The following is a 16,910-nucleotide window of genomic DNA, read 5'->3' as shown; positions in this document are numbered from 1 at the left end:
CGTGAGCCGCCCGCCCCGGAGCCGCCCGCCCGGCAGGGGCCGCCCCGCGCCGGGTCAGGCCGCCTCCTCGCGGTAGGCCGCCGCCTCCTCCAGGTCCAGGCGGCGCAGCAGCACCCGCAGCATCTCGTCGTCGATGCGGCGCTGGTCGCGCAGGGCCACGAACACCTCCCGCTCGGCCTCGATCATGTCCCGGGCCAGGCGCCGGTAGACGTCGTCCGCCGACTCGCCCGTCTCCGCGTTGACCTCGCCGAGCCGCTCCCACACCGCGTTGCGGCGCCGTTCCAGGACCGTGCGCAGCCGGTCGGCGAGCGGCGGGGGCAGGGTCCGGTTCTCCGGCTCCTCCAGCAGCTCCCGCAGCCGTTCCTCCGCCGCCCGCGAGGCCTCGCTCTGCGCCTGCGCCTCCGCCAGCGTCTCCGCGTGCAGGTCCCGGGGCGGCAGCCGCAGCAGCCGGATCAGCGGGGGCAGGGTCAGCCCCTGCACGACCAGCGTGCCGATGACCGTGGTGAACGTCAGGAACAGGATGAGGTTGCGGTGCGGCACGCCCATCGGGATGGAGAACGCGATGGCCAGCGAGACCACCCCGCGCATCCCCGCCCAGCCCACGATCACCGGAGCCTTCCAGGTGGTGTCCGGCTCCCGCCGGCGCACCCGCTCCGACAGCCACCTCGGTACGAAGGTCGCCGGGAAGACCCACAGGAACCGGGCCGCGACCACCGCGAGGAAGACGAAGACCGCGTACCAGGCCAGGGCCCCGCCCTCGTACTCCCCGAGCCCCTTGAGGACCACCGGCAGCTGGAGCCCGATCAGCGCGAAGACCACCGATTCCAGGACGAAGGAGATCACCTTCCACACCGCCTCCTCCTGGAGCCGGGTGGCGAAGTCGACCTGCCAGTTCCGGTGGCCCAGGTACAGGGCCACCACGACCACGGCGAGGACTCCGGACGCGTGGACCCGCTCGGCCGCCGCGTACGCCACGAAGGGGATCAGCAGCGAGAGCGTGTTCTGCAGCAGCGGCTCCTTGAGCCGCGTGCGGAGCTGGTGGATCGGGACCATCAGCAGCAGTCCGACGCCGATCCCGCCCACCGACGCGAGCAGGAACTCGGCGATGCCGCCCGCCCAGCCCGCGCTCACCCCGACCGCCGCCGCGACGGCCACCTTGTAGGCGGTGATGGCGGTGGCGTCGTTGACGAGGGACTCGCCCTGGAGGATGGTCGTGATCCGGTGCGGCAGCCCGAGCTTGCGCGCGATGGCGGTCGCGGCGACGGCGTCCGGCGGCGCGATGACCGCGCCGAGCACCAGCGCCACCGTCAGCGACAGGCCCGGGACCACCAGGTAGGCCGCGTAGCCGACGGCGAGCGTCGCGAAGAGCACGTACCCGACGGAGAGCAGCCCGATGGGGCGGATGTTCGCCCGCAGGTCCAGGTACGAGCTGTCCACGGCGGCCGTGTGCAGCAGCGGCGGGAGCAGCAGCGGCAGCACGATGTGCGGGTCCAGAACGTACGCCGGCACGCCCGGGACGTACGCGGCCACCAGCCCGGCGGCGACCAGCAGCAGCGGGGCCGGCACCGGGGTCCGGCGGGCCAGCCCCGCCACGACCGCACTGCCGGCGACCAGCGCCACCAGCGGCAATACCTCCATGGAAGATCCATCCTCATCCGTCGCGCGCGCACGCCCTGGTCGTACGCTGGCCATCATGAGCGAGTGCACCCACGTTGCCGAACTGCCGCGCCCCGAGCCCGCCCCCTCTGCCCTGACCTGCCCTGAATGTCTGGCGGTCGGCAGCCATCCCGTGCAGTTGCGGATGTGCCTGGGGTGCGGTCATGTGGCCTGTTGCGATTCCTCCCCGTTTCGGCACGCCTCGGCGCACCACCGGGAGAGCGGCCATCCGGTCATGCGGAGCTTCGAGCCGGGCGAGACCTGGCGCTGGTGTTTTGTCGACGGTTCGATCGTCTGAGGTGGGGTAGGTCAACCCTCCGCCGGTTCCCCCGATTTGACCCCGCAGACCCCTAGCCACTGTGCGTACCCGTGGGCTTACCATCAGTCACTGGCCGTGCACGAGGGTGCTCACAGCGGGCGCCGCGAGGGGTGCCGCGACACGATCACCCGGATCGCGATAGCGTCACCGGCGAACAGAGCTCGTACCACCTTGGAGGTGAGGGTGTCCCAGATCGCAGGCGAGCCCGGGACCCAGGACTTCGTGGAAGTCCGGCTGCCCGCTGCGGGTGCCTACCTGTCGGTGCTGCGAACGGCCACGGCCGGCCTCGCGGCACGTTTGGACTTCACCCTCGACGAGATCGAGGACCTCCGCATCGCGGTGGACGAAGCCTGCGCGATCCTGCTCCAGCAGGCCGTGCCCGGCTCCGTCCTCAGCTGCGTCTTCCGGCTGATCGACGATTCGCTGGAAGTGACCGTCTCCGCACCCACGACGGACGGGCGCGCTCCCGAGCGCGACACGTTCGCGTGGACGGTCCTGTCGGCCCTGGCCGGCAAGGTCGAGGCCACGGTCGAGGAGAACAAGACAGTGAGCATCAGCCTCTACAAACAACGCGGCGCGGGACCAGGACCGGCGTGAGCGGCGGGGAGATCCCGGTGCGGGGCGGGGATCGGCCCCGGGTACGGCACGAGGTCGACGGCGGCATCCCGGAACAGCAGCACGCCCGGCCGCACCCGGCGGAGACGGATGCGGAAGACGGCTTTTTGGACTCGGCGGAGCGACGGGCGGGCCCTATGAGCGACAACCAGCACGAAGAACCACAGGCATCACAGCCACCCGAGGCCGCTGCCACGGCCCCGGAGGCCCCTCCGGCACCGGTGTTCCACGCGGCACCGGCCCTGCCGGACCCGCGCGACCGCAGCGGTGCGCGGGCCCTGTTCATCGAACTGCGGGCGCTGCCCGACGGGTCGGTGGAGAAGGCGGAGCTGCGCAACCGGCTGGTGCGGATGCACCTGCCGCTGGTCGAGCACCTGGCGCGGCGGTTCCGCAACCGCGGCGAGCCGCTCGACGACCTGACGCAGGTGGCGACGATCGGCCTGATCAAGTCGGTGGACCGGTTCGACCCGGACCGCGGTGTCGAGTTCTCCACGTACGCCACGCCCACCGTGGTCGGCGAGATCAAGCGCCACTTCCGCGACAAGGGCTGGGCGGTACGGGTGCCGCGGCGCCTGCAGGAGCTGCGGCTCTCGCTGACGACCGCGACGGCCGAGCTGTCCCAGCAGCACGGCCGCTCCCCCACGGTGCACGAACTGGCCGAGCGGCTGGGGATCTCCGAGGAGGAGGTGCTGGAGGGGCTGGAATCGGCCAATGCCTACAGCACGCTCTCCCTGGACGTCCCGGACACCGACGACGAGTCGCCGGCCGTCGCGGACACCCTGGGCTCGGAGGACGAGGCCCTGGAGGGGGTCGAGTACCGGGAGTCTCTCAAGCCGCTGCTGGAGGGGCTGCCGCCGAGGGAGAAGCGCATCCTGCTGCTGCGGTTCTTCGGCAACATGACCCAGTCGCAGATCGCCCAGGAGGTCGGCATCTCGCAGATGCACGTCTCCCGGCTGCTGGCCCGCACCCTGGCCCAGCTCCGGGAGAAGCTCCTCGTCGAGGAGTGACCCGCGCCACGGGAGGTCGTACGGGTTATCGGGCCTCTTCCCGGGGCCCGATCCCGAGGGCCTGCGTGGCCGTCGGGTTCACCAGCAGTACGACGACGGCCACGGCGGCCACCGCCAGGGCGGCCGCGGCGGCGATCATCGCGCCGCCCGCGCCGTACAGGGTCCAGGCCACCGGGAACGCCAGCAGCTGCGTGATCAGCGCCGGGCCGCGGCTCCAGCGGCGGCCCAGTCGCAGCCCGCGGGCCGCCACCAGCGGCAGCGCGGCGAGCGCGAGCAGCGTGATCCCGCCCGTCTCGGCCTGCTGCGGGGAGTCGGGGTCGCCGGCGATGCCCACGAACAGCATGTAGACGCCGAGGCCGGCCAGGGCCAGGCCCTCCAGGGCGGTGAGCGCGGCGGCGGCGGTCAGCCGCCCGGGCGGCGCGGGGCTCTCGGCGGCGGCGGTGGCGGGGGCGCTCTGGGGCTGCTTCGTACTCACCCCAGCAGCGTAGCCGCGGGCCGGCGGACCCGGAGGGGACGGCCAGTAGGCCCGGCTTGTGAAGGGGTGGGTAGTCTGGCGCTCATGCGTGCACTTCTCGTGGCCAACCCAGCAGCGACGACGACCAGTGCGCGCACGCGTGACGTCCTGACCCACGCCCTGGCCAGCGAGATGAAGCTGGAGGCGGTGACGACCGAGTACCGGGGCCACGCCCGGGACCTGGGCCGCAGGGCGGCCGAGAGCGGCATCGACCTCGTCGTCGCCCTCGGCGGCGACGGCACGGTCAACGAGGTGGTCAACGGGCTCCTGCACAACGGGCCCGATCCGGATCGGCTGCCCGGGCTGGCGGTGGTCCCCGGCGGTTCCACCAACGTGTTCGCCCGGGCCCTCGGGCTCCCCAACGACGCGGTCGAGGCGACCGGCGCCCTGCTGGACGCACTGCGGGAGCAACGCGAGCGGACGGTGGGCCTGGGCCTGGCGGCCGGCACCCCCGGCACCGAGGACGAGTCCGTTCCGGCGCGCTGGTTCACCTTCTGCGCGGGCTTCGGCTTCGACGCGGGCGTCGTGGGCCGGGTCGAGCAGCAGCGGGAGCGGGGCAAGCGTTCGACACACGCCCTGTACGTACGACAGCTGCTGCGCCAGTATCTGGAGGAACCGAACCGGCGGCACGGCACGGTCACCCTGGAGCGCCCCGGCGCGGATCCGGTACCGGACCTGGTGCTGTCGATAGTGTGCAACACCTCCCCGTGGACGTATCTGGGCAATCGTCCGCTTTACGCCTCGCCGGAGGCGTCGTTCGATACCGCGCTTGACGTATTGGCACTCAATCGTTTGTCAACTCCGGCGGTCGCCCGGTACGCCACGCAGCTCCTGACCTCGACTCCTGAGCGGGGTCCGCACGGCAAGCACGCGGTGTCTCTGCACGATCTGACGGACTTCACCTTGCATTCGAAGGTGCCACTTCCGTTCCAGATGGACGGTGACCACCTCGGCCTGCGGACCAGCGTTCAGTTCACAGGCGTACGCCGCGCACTGCGTGTGATTGTGTGAGTGGAAGGGCCTAAAGTCCTTTCACTCGAACGTTTACACGCTGGTCCACCCCTAGGAACTAGGGCTGTGACCTAGTAGACACCGACGAATCAAAAAAAACTTTCCGGAAGGGGTTGTATCCCCGTCCGAGGTTTGCGAATCTCTACATGGCGGTTGGGACAGCCCGCACAACCCGGCACCCACACAGACCGCCAGAACCCCTCCACGAATCCCTGACTCCGGGCAACCGGGCGGTCGACCTTCCCTCACGGGGGGATTCGTGAAAGCGTTCACATTCACAAGCAACCTGCCCGCAATACAAGGAGATGGAGCAGCCATGGACTGGCGTCACAACGCCGTTTGTCGTGAGGAAGACCCGGAACTCTTCTTCCCCATCGGCAACACCGGTCCTGCGCTGCTGCAGATCGAGGAAGCCAAGGCCGTCTGCCGCCGCTGCCCCGTCATGGAGCAGTGCCTGCAGTGGGCGCTCGAGTCCGGCCAGGACTCCGGTGTCTGGGGCGGTCTGAGCGAGGACGAGCGCCGCGCGATGAAGCGCCGCGCCGCTCGCAACCGGGCGCGCAACGCAAGCGCCTGACAACGACTTTCGAGCCTCGACGCGCAGCGCGTAGTACCTGCCACAAGCGCTTAGCAACGTGCTCTTGAGCCCCGGACCGGGAAGATTCGGTCCGGGGCTCAGTGCTGTCCGGAGTCCGGCCGGGGGCCCGGGGCCGTCACCCAGGGTGACGGTCCCGGCGCTACTTCTGCGGGCTGGACGGCAGGTCGAGCACGACCTTGGTGCCGCGCGGCTCGACCCGGAGCATGTCGAACGTTCCGCCGAGCTCCCCCTCCACCAGGGTGCGCACGATCTGCAGCCCGAGGTTGCCGGCCCGCTGCGGGTCGAACCCCTCGGGCAGGCCGCAGCCGTCGTCGAGCACCGTGATCAGCAGCCGGCCGTCCTTGCGGCCGACGCCGGTGCGGGCCGCGGACACCTCCACGGTGCCGCCCTCCCCCTGGGTGAAGGCGTGCTCCAGGGCGTTCTGCACGACCTCGGTCAGCACCATCGACAGCGGGGTGGCGACCTCCGCGTCCAGGATCCCGAACCGCCCGGTGCGGCGGCAGTCGACCCGGCCCGGCGAGATCTCCGAGACCATCGCGATCACCCGGTCGGCGATCTCGTCGAACTCGACCCGCTCGTCCAGGTTCTGAGACAGCGTCTCGTGCACGATCGCGATCGAACCCACGCGGCGCACCGCCTCGTTGAGCGCCTCGCGCCCCTGCGGCGAATCCATCCGGCGGGCCTGGAGCCGCAAGAGGGCGGCCACCGTCTGGAGGTTGTTCTTCACCCGGTGGTGGATCTCCCGGATGGTCGCGTCCTTGGTGATCAATTCACGTTCGCGACGGCGCAGTTCCGTGACGTCGCGGCAGAGCACCAGGGAGCCGATGCGGGTCCCCTTCGGCTTCAGCGGGATCGCCCGCAGCTGGATGACCCCGCCGTTGCCCTCGACCTCGGTCTCCCGGGGCGCCCAGCCGCTGGCCAGTTTGACCAGGGCCTCGTCGACGGGGCCGCGGGAGGGGGCCAGTTCGGTGGTCGTGTCGCCCAGGTGCTGGCCGACCAGGTCGGAGGCGAGGCCGAGCCGGTGGTAGGCGGACAGGGCGTTCGGGGACGCGTAGGTCACCACGCCGTCGACGTCGACCCGGATCAGGCCGTCGCCGACCCGCGGCGAGGCGTCCATGTCGACCTGCTGGCCGGGGAACGGGAAGGAGCCCGCCGCGATCATCTGGGCCAGGTCGGAGGCCGACTGGAGGTAGGTCAGCTCCAGCCGGCTCGGTGTACGCACGGTGAGCAGGTTGGTGTTGCGCGCGATGACGCCCAGCACCCGCCCCTCGCGCCGCACGGGGATCGACTCGACGCGGACCGGCACCTCCTCGCGCCACTCCGGGTCGCCCTCGCGCACGATCCGGCCCTCGTCGAGCGCGGCGTCGAGCAGCGGGCGGCGGCCGCGCGGGATCAGGTGGCCGACCATGTCGTCCTGGTAGGAGGTCGGACCGGTGTTCGGGCGCATCTGGGCGACCGAGACGTACCGGCTGCCGTCGAGGGTGGGGACCCACAGCACGAGGTCGGCGAAGGACAGGTCGGAGAGCAGCTGCCACTCCGAGACCAGCAGGTGGAGCCACTCCAGGTCGGTTTCACTGAGAGCGGTGTGCTGGCGTACGAGGTCGTTCATGGAGGGCACGTGGCGAGCGTACCCCGGGTACGGCCGATGACTTTCCCCGCGGGAAATCCCAGGAGTACCCAGGAGCGGGCCGAGCGGCGTAGTGTTGGAGGAAGTGACGGGATGACCGGTGCCGTCATTGGATGGACAGAACAGAATGGTCTAGTCCACAATTGCCTTAAGCTTCCGCCCTCCCCGCACAGGAGGACGGATCGAGGTAACCCGCGCGCTCTGCCCTGACCGCGCAGGCTCCTCCCACCGGCCGCCGGGAACCGCACACCCGACGGCCGTAAGTACTCCGGGCTACGGTGCCGGATGGGCTGAGGGTCCCGTCCTGCACCGTGGCCCAGAGGAACGTGCGGCACGAAGCGCCGCAGGAAGTGCCCGGCGAACGCGCCGCGAGGGCGTCGCCGCCCGGCCGCTCGGGCCTACTGCCCCGGCCAGGCCCGCAGGGCCAGCGCCGCCACCGCCTCCAGCTCCTCCCGCGTCGCGCCGTCGCGCGACTGCTGGGACATCCCCTGAAGCACGGCCCCCGCGTAGCGGGCGAGCGCCCGCGCGTCCGTGTCCGCGGGGAGGGCCCCCGTGGCCACGTCGGCCCGGATGCGGCTCTCGAACAGGGCCAGGTTGGCGTCGCGCCGCTCGCGCAGGGCCTGCGCGACCTCGTCCGACGTGGTGTTGACCGCGGCGCTGATCACCATGCAGCCCGGAGGGTGGGCCGGATCGGTGTAGACCTCGGCGGCCTCGTGCAGGACCCGGCCGACGGCCGCGCGGGCGGTGGGCTCCTCGGCGAGCGCCACGGCCGCGAAGTCCGCGTACCGGCTGCCGTAGACCACCACGACCTCGTCGAAGAGCTTGCGCTTGTCCCCGAAGGCCGCGTAGAGGCTCGGCGCCCCGATGCCCAGGGCCCGGGTCAGGTCGGCGATGGAGGTCGCCTCGTAGCCGCGCTCCCAGAAGGCGAACAGGGCTTTGTCGAGGGCCGCGTCCCGGTCGAAGGAGCGGGGCCTGCCACGCTGTCCGGTCACCATGCGCAGATTCTATAGCGGTCGCTAGGGAATCTGGTACGTTCCTTTCTGTAGCGATCACTCCACATGTACCGAAGGGGGGCGCGCCATGGGCGTGCTCAAGGGGAAGACGGCACTGGTCACGGGCGGCAGCCGGGGCATCGGCCGGGCCGTGGCCCGGCGCCTCGCGCGGGACGGGGCACTGGTGGCGGTGCACTACGGGCACGACGGGGAGGCCGCGCGGGAGACGGTGGAGTCCATCGAGGAGGCCGGCGGGCGGGCCTTCGCGATCCGGGCGGCGCTGGGGGTGCCGGGGGACGCGCAGGCGCTCTGGGCGGCGTACGCGGCCCACCCCGCGCACACCGCCGGGGTCGACATCCTGGTGAACAACGCCGGGGCGGCCGCCTTCGCGGGCATCGAGGAGACCGACGAGGAGGCGTACGACCAGATCCACGCACTGAACGCCAAGGCCCCGTTCTTCGTGATCAAGCACGGGCTGGAACGGCTGCGCGACGGGGGCCGGATCGTGAACGTCACCGGCACGCCCGGGATCGCCCTGCCCGCGATCCTGGCCACGGTCATGGCCAAGGGTGCGGTGAACACCCTGACCCGGTCCCTTTCGGCCGCCCTCGCCCCGCGCGCCATCACCGTGAACTCGGTGGGCCCCGGCATCACCGCGACCGACCTGAACGCCGCCTGGCTGGCCGATCCGGCCGCCCGGGCCCACGTGGCCTCCCGCTCGGTCTTCGACCGGATCGGCACGGTGGAGGAGGTCGCCGACGTGGTGGCGTTCCTGGCCTCACCGGACTCCCGCTGGGTGACGGGCCAGCACCTGGACGCGACCGGCGGGCTGCAGCTGGCGCTGCTCTAGACGGTGTCGGCCGCGGCCGTCCCGGGAGGCCGCGGCCGGAGTTCCGGACCACCATGGAGAGGAGTGCGCGGAGCCGGACACGGGGGGTCCGGCTCTGCTAGATTGGTCTATACCACAACACGCCCACACCTCTCAGATCGGCAGGCCCCGCGTGGAAGTTGTCATCGTCCCGGACGCCCAGGCAGGCGGCGAGCTCATCGCGGAGGCCATGGCCGCACTGGTCCGCCGCAAGCCCGACGCCCTGCTCGGCGTGGCGACCGGCTCCACCCCGCTGCCCGTCTACCAGTCCCTCGCGGCCCAGGTCGCCGACGGCCGGGTGGACGCCTCCCGGGCCCGGATCTGCCAGCTCGACGAGTACGTGGGCCTGCCGGCCGGGCACCCCGAGTCCTACCGCGCCGTCGTCCTGCGCGAGGTCGTGGAGCCGCTCGGCCTGTCCGAGTCCTCCTTCATCGGCCCCGACGGCTCCGCCGAGGACATCGTCGGCGCCTGCGAGGCGTACGACCGCGCCCTGGCGGCCGCCGGCGGCGTCGACCTCCAGCTGCTGGGCATCGGCACCGACGGCCACATCGGCTTCAACGAGCCGTGCTCCTCGCTCGCCTCCCGCACCCGGATCAAGACGCTGACGGAGCAGACCCGCGTGGACAACGCGCGCTTCTTCGACAACGACATAGACCAGGTGCCCCACCACGTCATCACCCAGGGCATCGGCACCATCCTCGACGCCCGCCACCTGGTGCTCCTGGCCACCGGCGAGGGCAAGGCCGAGGCCGTCGCGCAGACCGTGGAGGGCCCGCTGTCCGCTCTGGTCCCGGCCTCCGCCCTGCAGCTGCACCGGCACGCCACCGTCGTCGTGGACGAGGCGGCCGCCTCCAAGCTGAAGCTGGCGGACTACTTCCGCCACACGTACGCGAACAAGCCCTCCTGGCAGGGCCTGTAGAACGCGGTCCGCAGTCCGTGCGGCGCCGAAGGGCCGGGCCCCCCGTCAGGGGGCGCCCGGCCCTTGCGCGTCCCCTCCCGCGCGTCCCGCGCGCGGGACGGGCAGGTCCGCGCGCCGGGTGGGCTCGGCCGCCCTCGGCGGTACGGGCCCGCGCCCGGCCTCCGCGCGCCAGGCGTCGGCCAGCTCCGCGGGGAACCTGCGCCCGCTGCGGGTGAGGACCACGCCCGGCGCGAGCTCCACCTCGTCACCGGGCCGGAACGGCCGGTCGGCCCCCGGGGGCAGCCGCTCCCACGGCCCCAGACCGCCGCGCCCCACGACGGTCCGCATCCGGGTCCCGTAACTGCTGACGTCCCGGACCAGCACCGACCCGCCGTGCGCGGACACGGCCACGTGCGCGCGGCTGACCTGCGCGGCGACCCGCTCCGACAAGAGGCTGTGCAGCGCGATGCCGTCCGGGCCGGGGAACCGGCCGACCTGGGCGCGCGCGCCCTCGTCGAGCGTGTAGCGGGCCACGCAGACGCCGTCGACCACGGCCTTCAGCTGGGTGGTACCCCGTCGCGGGCCGTCGTCCGCCAGGGCCGTCCCGTGCAGCTCGCAGGTCGGTACGCCCCGGCGCATCCGGGGCAGCAGCACCCGGTCGCCGCGGCGGCTGTCGTAGAGGCCGCAGCGGGGCTCGGGGCAGCGCCAGGACCGCATGACCACCCGGGTCAGCGGGGTGCGGGAGGCGCCGAGCAGCCCCTGCTTCTTCAGCGCGGCGAGCTCCATGCGGACGGAGATCTCCGCCGCCGAGCGCACCCCCATGTCCATCGGGACCAGGGCGACGGAGCCGTCCGCGCGGGGCTCGGGGCGCAGGAACTGCCAGGTGTTGCCCTGGATCCACGGGTGTTCGAGGCGGTGGTCGACGTACCGGTCGCCGGTGACGACCCGGGTCCCGGTCATCCGGGCCAGCTCCAGGATCCGCTCGTCGGCGTCGGCGACCTCCTCGACCAGCCCGTCGGCGACCCAGCGGCGCAGCCGCCGTACGTGCGCGGGGTCCGCGAACTCCCGGTGTCCGCCCAGCAGGCTGGTGTCGGCGACCGGGTGGACCGAGACGTCGGGGTCCCCGGTCTGCTCCATCAGGGCCCGCAGGACGAGCCCGAGGCGGCTCAGGGACCTCGGCCCGCGGGGTCCGATGTCGGTCTGCCGGACGACGTTGGAGAGCTCGACGAGGTAGTCGGCCCGTTCCGCCGAACCGGCCAGGTGGTGTTCCATGCGTCCCCCGGACTGAGGCGGGCGGCGTTCCCGGTTTCCCTCCGGGAGCCCTGAGCCAGATATAGCATCGCTGCCGTGAGCGGGGAGGATGATCGCATCAACACCACAGGCACAGGGCCGCAGTTGGAACCCCTGGGACCCGACGACCCGCACGAGGTGGCGGGTTACCGCCTGGTGGCCAGGATCGGCGAGGGCGGCATGGGGACGGTGTACCTGTCCCGGACCCGGGGCAACCAGCCCGTCGCCCTCAAGGTGATCCGCCGCGAGTACGCCCAGGACCCGGAGTTCCGGCGCCGGTTCGAACAGGAGGCGCGGGCGGCCCGGCAGGTGCAGGGCTACCACGTCGTCCCCGTCGTCGACCACGACACGAGCGGCCCCCGGCCGTGGCTGGCCACCGCCTACGTGCCCGGACCCGCCCTGGACGGCGTACTCGCCTCCTACGGGCCGCTCCCGCTGTCCTCGGTGCTCCAGCTCGTCGGGTGCACGGCGGAGGCCCTGCACGCGGTGCACCGGGCGGGGGTGATCCACCGCGACCTGAAGCCGAGCAACGTGCTCATCGGCCCGGACGGGCCGTGGGTCATCGACTTCGGCATCGCGCGGGCCGCCGACGCCACCCAGCTCACCCGCAGCGGCGGGTTCATCGGCACCCCGCAGTTCATGTCGCCCGAGCACGCCAACGGGCAGCCGCTCACCCCGGCGACCGACGTCTTCTCGCTCGGTCTGGTCGCCGCGGTCAGCGCGACCGGACGCCATCCGTACGGGGACGCCGGCGCCATCACCGTGGCCGCGCAGATCGCCAACACCGAGATCCGGCCGCCGGACCTGACCGGGTACCCGGATCCGCTGCGGGGCCTGCTGGAGCGCTGCCTCGCCGCCGATCCCCGGGCCCGCCCCGCCCCCGCGGAGCTGGCCGGCCTGTGCCAGGAGCTGAGCGGACGGCCGCTGCGGGAGTTCGCCGGGTGGCTGCCCGTCCCGGTGGCGGCGGACGTCGCCCGCCGCGCGCTGGCCGCGGAGCGCTTCCCGGACCCGGCCGCGGGAGCCCGGACGGTTCCGCCCGAGGGGTACGGGTACGGCACCGGGACGGGTTCGCCCGCGGGGCCCGGCACCGGGACGGGTTCGCCCGCGGGGCCCGGCACCGGGACGGGTTCGCCCGCGGGGCCCGGCACCGGGACGGGTCCGCCCGCGGGGCCCGGCACCGGGACGGGTCCGCCCGCGGGGCCCGGCGCCGGCGCCGGTGCCGGCGCGGGCGCCGCCGCCGCACCCCCGGCGGGGCACCGGACCGTGCCGCCGGCCGGGCCCCCCACCGCTCCCCCGGTTCCGTCGGGGCCGCCGCGGGTCCCGTACGGCGATGGCCCGGCGCCCCGGTCCGCGGGCCGCCGCCGGGTCGCACTGGCCGCCGGCGCGGTGGCGGCGGCCGCGGCGCTGGTCCTCTCCGGCTGGCTGTACGGGCACTGGGCCGGTGCGGACCGTACGTCCGGGTCCGGCAAGGACGGGGCCGCGCGGCCCGGGGCCTCCGGCGGTGCGCAGTCCCGGGCCCCGGGTGCGGGCACCCCGGCCGCGCAGAAGGGCGCCGCGTACAAGGTGGTGTTCCAGGACCGGCCGTTCGCGCTGCGCTGGCCCTCGACCGGCTACACCCGCTTCGACCTCGACACCGCCAAGGCGATGCCGCTCGGCGCCGACTTCGCCGTGAGCGACTGGGCGTACTCCGACCCCGGAGGCCCCGGCGACAGCTACGAGATGGACTTCGCGACCGCGACGGGCTTCAGCGACGACACCTCGCCCGAGGGCTGCCGGACGGCGGCGGGCGCCAACGCCCTGTCGTCCCGGCTCGACGCGGCCCAGGTCGACCGGCGGATCACGGTGGGCACGGTCCTGTGCACCGTCACCAAGGAGGGCCGGGTCGCGATGGTGCGGGTCACCGGGGTCGAGGACAACGACGGCAAGCCCGACTTCCTCACCCAGCTGACCGTCTGGGAGAAGGCCTGACCGCGACGGACGGCGGCGGAGCCGGGCACCCCCCGTGACGGGTTGCCCGGCTCCGCCGCGCACGGGGTGCTACGCGCCGGCGATGACCTCGGCCGCGGCGCGGCCGCAGACCCGCGAGGCGCCGTGCGTGGCGATGTACAGGGCCCCGCGGGGCTCGGCCCGCGGCAGGCCCATCTCGACGACGACCGTGTCGGGGCGGGCCGCGACCAGCGCGTCCACGGCCTCGGCCATCCACGGGTGCCGGTGGGCGTCGCGCACCACGGCGACGACCGTGCGCTCCCCCGCGTCCGCCAGTACGTCCGCGGCGGCGGCCCCCTCCGGGTAGACGCCGGAGGCGGTTCCCGGGAGCAGCGAGGCCAGTTCGGCGGCCACGCCCCACGGGGTCTCGTCGCCGACCGCGATGTTCGCGACGGGCGCGAGCGTGGCCACGTACGGCGCCGTGATCGGGGCTGCCGTGCCGGTGACGGCCACCGCGCGGCGGGCCGCCGTGAGCCCGATGCCGGACGCGCGGCTCCCCTCCGGCCGCGCGTCCGACCGGGCCGCGCCGGTCCATTCGGCCAGTGCGCGGACCCGGGCGGCGGCGTCGGCGAGCCGCTCCTCCGGAAGGGTCCCCTCGCGCACGGCGGCGACCAGCGCGTCGCGGAGCCGGAGCACGGTGGCCTCGTCGGCCAGGCCCCCGCCCACGCAGATGGCGTCGGCGCCGGCCGCGATGGCCAGGACCGAGCCGCGTTCGATGCCGTACGTCCCGGCGATGGCGTGCATCTCCATGCCGTCGGTGACGATCAGGCCCTCGTAACCGAGCTCCTTGCGCAGCAGGCCGGTCAGGATCTGCGGGCTGAGCGTGGCGGGGCGGGTCGGGTCGAGGGCGGGCACCAGGATGTGCGCGCTCATCACGGCCTTCGTGCCGGCCGCGACGGCCGCCCTGAAGGGGACGAGCTCGCGGGCCTGGAGGGTGTCCAGGTCCACGTCGATGCGCGGGAGCGCGTGGTGCGAGTCGACGCTGGTGTCGCCGTGGCCCGGGAAGTGCTTGGTGCAGGCGGCGACGCCGGCGGCCTGGAGGCCCTCGACGTAGGCGGCGGTGTGCCGGGCGGCGAGGTGGGTGTCGGCGCCGAAGGAGCGGACGCCGATCACCGGGTTGTCCGGGTTGGAGTTGACGTCCGCGGACGGGGCCCAGTTGAGGTCGACCCCGCACTCGGCGAGCCGCAGGCCCAGCTCGTGGGCGACGGCGCGGGTCAGGTCGGTGTCGTCGACGGCGCCGAGGGCCAGGTTGCCGGGGAAGGACGAGCCGCCGCGGACCTCCAGGCGGGTGACGTCGCCGCCCTCCTCGTCGATGGCGACGAGGACCCCGCCCCGCTCGGCGCGCAGCTGCGCGGTGAGCGCGGCGAGCTGCTCGGGCGAGGTGATGTTGCGGCCGAAGAGGCCGACGCCGGTGAGGCCTTCGGCGACCTGGCGCAGCAGCCAGTCGGGGGCGGTCGTGCCCTCGAAGCCGGGCTGGAGGACGGCGAGCGCGTCGCGGGTCACCGTATCGGTGCGGTGCGCAAGGACAGTCATGGCGGCCGTTATCCCTTCACGGCGCCGGCGGTCATGCCGCCGACGGCCTTGCGCTGGAGGAAGATGAAGATGATGAGCACCGGGACCGCGAAGAGCGAGGAGGCGGCCATCGTGGCGCCCCAGTCGTTGCCGAAGGCGCTCATGAATTCGGTCAGCCACAGGGGCAGGGTCTGCGCGGACTTGTCCTTGTTCAGGATCAGGACCATCGCGAACTCGTTCCAGGCGGTGATGAAGCCGAAGAGCGAGGTGGACATCAGGCCGGGAGCCAGCAGGGGGAAGATCACCTTGCGGAAGGCCTGGCCGCGGGTGCAGCCGTCGATCTGGGCGGCCTCCTCCAGCGTCACCGGGACGGCGGCGATGAAGCCGCGCAGGGTCCAGATGGTGAAGGGGAGGATCATCACGAAGTAGATCGCGGTCAGCAGCGGGAGGCTGTTCAGCATCTCGCTGTCGCGGGCGATCATGTACATCGCGATGACCATGACCTCCCAGGGGGCCATCTGCGCCATCATCACGGTCAGTACGAGGCCCTTGCGGCCCTTGAACTTCATCCGGGCGATCGCGAAGCTCGCGGCGAGGGCGACGAGCAGCGACAGCAGGACGGCGCCGACGGTGACCAGGACGCTGTTGGTGACGTACGTCCAGAAGTTCTCGACCCCGATGGCCTTGGTGAAGTTGTCCATCGTCGGGGTGAAGAAGAAGACGGGGTCCTTGGCGAGCATCTGGTCGGCGGGCTTGAGCGCCGACGAGAACATCCAGTAGACCGGGAAGACGAAGACGAGTGCCAGGATCAGCGCGCCGGCGTTCTTGGCCACGGCTGCGGGCCGGACCGGCCGGCGGGTGCGGAGCCGCTGCGCGGGCTTCGCGGACGGGGCCGCGGGCGCGGGCTTCGGGGCGGTGGTCGTGCTCACTGCTCCTCCTCCTGCTTCAGGATCAGGCGGAAGTAGAAGGACATGACGATCACGAGGATGAGGATCGTCAGGACGGAGATCGCGGCGGCGAGGCCGTAGTGGGCCTGGCTCTGGCCCTCGACGTAGGCGAAGACCGGGAGGATCTCGGAGGCGCGGTCGGGGCCGCCCTTCTTCATCGCGTACACCTGGGTGAAGGCCTTGAAGACCCAGATCACCTCGAGGAAGGTGGTGATGAGGAAGAAGGGCTTGAGGTTCGGGAAGACGATCTTCCAGAAGGTCTGCCAGCCGTTGGCGCCGTCCATCCGGGCGGCCTCGTACAGTTCGCCGCCGACCGTGGTCAGTCCGGCGTACATGTTGAGGGCCACGAAGGGGATGGAGCCCCAGACCACCAGGATCGTGACGATCGTCAGGGTGGAGAGGCCGGTGTCGAACCAGTTGTGCTGCTCGTAGCCGGAGAAGCCGGCGGTGCGCATCACCCAGTTCATGACGCCGAACTGCTCGTCGAACAGCCACTGGAAGACCTGGACGGAGGCGACGATCGGCATGGCCCAGGCCATGACGAGGGCCATCGACAGGACCAGGCGCATCCACTTGCCGAGGCGGTTGAGCAGGATGCCGATGAGGCTGCCGAGCACCATGATCAACAGGACGTTGGAGAAGGTGAAGGCGAAGCTTCGGACGACGACGGTCCAGAACGTCGTGTCGCCGAGCAGCTCGGTGTAGTTGGAGAACCCGGCAAACGGGTACTTCCGCTGGATGAACTCGATCTTGTTGATGTCCTGGAAGGACAGGATCACGTTCTTGATCAGCGGGTACAGCAGGAGCGTCGCGAGGCTGAGCACCGCGGGCCCGACCAGCAGGTAGGGCAGCCACCCCGTGGGGAGCGACCTTCTGCCACCGCGAGGAGTCTTATGGCTGGAGCCGGGTGCGGTCACGGGCACCTTGGGCGGCCGTCCGGCGGACTTCGGTGGTGCGTCCTGTGGAGCGCGGGTCGTCGCTCCCTGGGAGTGCACGGTCATGGCTTGGCTTCCTCGCGGTTGACTGTGGAGTCAAATGCGCGACCGGGGGCACGGCAGGCGCCCGGGCGCCTG

General features: G+C 72.5%; 16 protein-coding genes. 8 read left to right on the top strand and 8 right to left on the bottom strand.

Going from position 1 to position 16,910, the window contains the following annotated elements; genetic code table 11:
- Positions 1-54: 54 nt before the first annotated feature.
- Positions 55-1,638 carry a Na+/H+ antiporter gene (locus tag ACZ6S8_RS00925; protein ID WP_469451244.1) on the bottom strand — a complete coding sequence of 528 codons (1,584 nt, stop codon included), beginning with the start codon at positions 1,636-1,638 and terminating at the stop codon, positions 55-57.
- Positions 1,639-1,693: 55 nt separating this feature from the next.
- Here ACZ6S8_RS00925 and ACZ6S8_RS00920 point away from each other — a divergent pair, with 55 nt between their 5' ends.
- The 3 genes from ACZ6S8_RS00920 to ACZ6S8_RS00910 all read left to right on the top strand — a co-directional run bounded on the left by ACZ6S8_RS00920 (position 1,694) and on the right by ACZ6S8_RS00910 (position 3,597).
- On the top strand, positions 1,694-1,954 hold the full coding sequence (locus tag ACZ6S8_RS00920; RefSeq protein ID WP_469451242.1) for a UBP-type zinc finger domain-containing protein: 261 nt from the start codon (positions 1,694-1,696) through the stop codon (positions 1,952-1,954).
- A 204-nt stretch (positions 1,955-2,158) separates the two neighbouring features.
- Entirely contained in the window at positions 2,159-2,572 is a 414-nt protein-coding gene (locus ACZ6S8_RS00915) for an ATP-binding protein (RefSeq protein ID WP_033218654.1), read from the top strand.
- Positions 2,573-2,589: 17 nt separating this feature from the next.
- The gene (locus ACZ6S8_RS00910) at positions 2,590-3,597 is read left to right on the top strand and encodes an RNA polymerase sigma factor SigF (protein ID WP_469451867.1); all 1,008 of its coding nucleotides are present in this window, start codon (positions 2,590-2,592) and stop codon (positions 3,595-3,597) included.
- Positions 3,598-3,622: 25 nt separating this feature from the next.
- Here ACZ6S8_RS00910 and ACZ6S8_RS00905 read toward each other — a convergent pair whose 3' ends face one another.
- Positions 3,623-4,072, bottom strand: a complete 450-nt coding sequence (locus ACZ6S8_RS00905; RefSeq protein ID WP_469451240.1) for a hypothetical protein — start codon at positions 4,070-4,072, stop codon at positions 3,623-3,625.
- Positions 4,073-4,156: 84 nt separating this feature from the next.
- Here ACZ6S8_RS00905 and ACZ6S8_RS00900 point away from each other — a divergent pair, with 84 nt between their 5' ends.
- Both ACZ6S8_RS00900 and ACZ6S8_RS00895 read left to right on the top strand, forming a co-directional pair.
- The gene (locus tag ACZ6S8_RS00900; protein ID WP_469451238.1) at positions 4,157-5,122 is read left to right on the top strand and encodes a diacylglycerol/lipid kinase family protein; all 966 of its coding nucleotides are present in this window, start codon (positions 4,157-4,159) and stop codon (positions 5,120-5,122) included.
- Positions 5,123-5,438: 316 nt separating this feature from the next.
- Entirely contained in the window at positions 5,439-5,696 is a 258-nt protein-coding gene (locus tag ACZ6S8_RS00895; protein ID WP_003953983.1) for a WhiB family transcriptional regulator, read from the top strand.
- Positions 5,697-5,856: 160 nt separating this feature from the next.
- Here ACZ6S8_RS00895 and ACZ6S8_RS00890 read toward each other — a convergent pair whose 3' ends face one another.
- Both ACZ6S8_RS00890 and ACZ6S8_RS00885 read right to left on the bottom strand, forming a co-directional pair.
- Positions 5,857-7,326, bottom strand: coding sequence for a sensor histidine kinase (locus ACZ6S8_RS00890; RefSeq protein ID WP_469451866.1), 1,470 nt, complete (start codon positions 7,324-7,326; stop codon positions 5,857-5,859).
- A 416-nt stretch (positions 7,327-7,742) separates the two neighbouring features.
- Positions 7,743-8,339 carry a TetR/AcrR family transcriptional regulator gene (locus ACZ6S8_RS00885; protein ID WP_469451236.1) on the bottom strand — a complete coding sequence of 199 codons (597 nt, stop codon included), beginning with the start codon at positions 8,337-8,339 and terminating at the stop codon, positions 7,743-7,745.
- An 85-nt stretch (positions 8,340-8,424) separates the two neighbouring features.
- On the opposite strand from ACZ6S8_RS00885, the gene ACZ6S8_RS00880 reads away from it, so the two are divergent.
- Positions 8,425-9,186, top strand: coding sequence for an SDR family oxidoreductase (locus ACZ6S8_RS00880; RefSeq protein WP_469451234.1), 762 nt, complete (start codon positions 8,425-8,427; stop codon positions 9,184-9,186).
- Between the two features lie 151 nt (positions 9,187-9,337).
- Positions 9,338-10,123, top strand: a complete 786-nt coding sequence (nagB, locus tag ACZ6S8_RS00875; protein WP_469451233.1) for a glucosamine-6-phosphate deaminase — start codon at positions 9,338-9,340, stop codon at positions 10,121-10,123.
- A 45-nt stretch (positions 10,124-10,168) separates the two neighbouring features.
- Here nagB and ACZ6S8_RS00870 read toward each other — a convergent pair whose 3' ends face one another.
- Positions 10,169-11,374 carry an FHA domain-containing protein gene (locus ACZ6S8_RS00870; RefSeq protein WP_469451230.1) on the bottom strand — a complete coding sequence of 402 codons (1,206 nt, stop codon included), beginning with the start codon at positions 11,372-11,374 and terminating at the stop codon, positions 10,169-10,171.
- Between the two features lie 75 nt (positions 11,375-11,449).
- Between ACZ6S8_RS00870 and ACZ6S8_RS00865 the strand changes: the two genes are divergently transcribed.
- The gene (locus ACZ6S8_RS00865) at positions 11,450-13,360 is read left to right on the top strand and encodes a serine/threonine-protein kinase (protein ID WP_469451228.1); all 1,911 of its coding nucleotides are present in this window, start codon (positions 11,450-11,452) and stop codon (positions 13,358-13,360) included.
- 69 nt (positions 13,361-13,429) lie between these two features.
- Here ACZ6S8_RS00865 and ACZ6S8_RS00860 read toward each other — a convergent pair whose 3' ends face one another.
- The 3 genes from ACZ6S8_RS00860 to ACZ6S8_RS00850 all read right to left on the bottom strand — a co-directional run bounded on the left by ACZ6S8_RS00860 (position 13,430) and on the right by ACZ6S8_RS00850 (position 16,838).
- Positions 13,430-14,911, bottom strand: coding sequence for a glycoside hydrolase family 3 protein (locus ACZ6S8_RS00860; RefSeq protein ID WP_469451227.1), 1,482 nt, complete (start codon positions 14,909-14,911; stop codon positions 13,430-13,432).
- Positions 14,912-14,919: 8 nt separating this feature from the next.
- Entirely contained in the window at positions 14,920-15,723 is an 804-nt protein-coding gene (locus ACZ6S8_RS00855; RefSeq protein WP_469451865.1) for a carbohydrate ABC transporter permease, read from the bottom strand.
- 92 nt (positions 15,724-15,815) lie between these two features.
- Positions 15,816-16,838, bottom strand: a complete 1,023-nt coding sequence (locus ACZ6S8_RS00850; protein WP_469451225.1) for a carbohydrate ABC transporter permease — start codon at positions 16,836-16,838, stop codon at positions 15,816-15,818.
- Positions 16,839-16,910: the final 72 nt, after the last annotated feature.

This window comes from Streptomyces sp. NPDC048461 (genome assembly GCF_055587105.1).
Note: the sequence above shows the minus strand (reverse complement) of the source record. Positions and strands in the feature narration are given on the sequence as shown.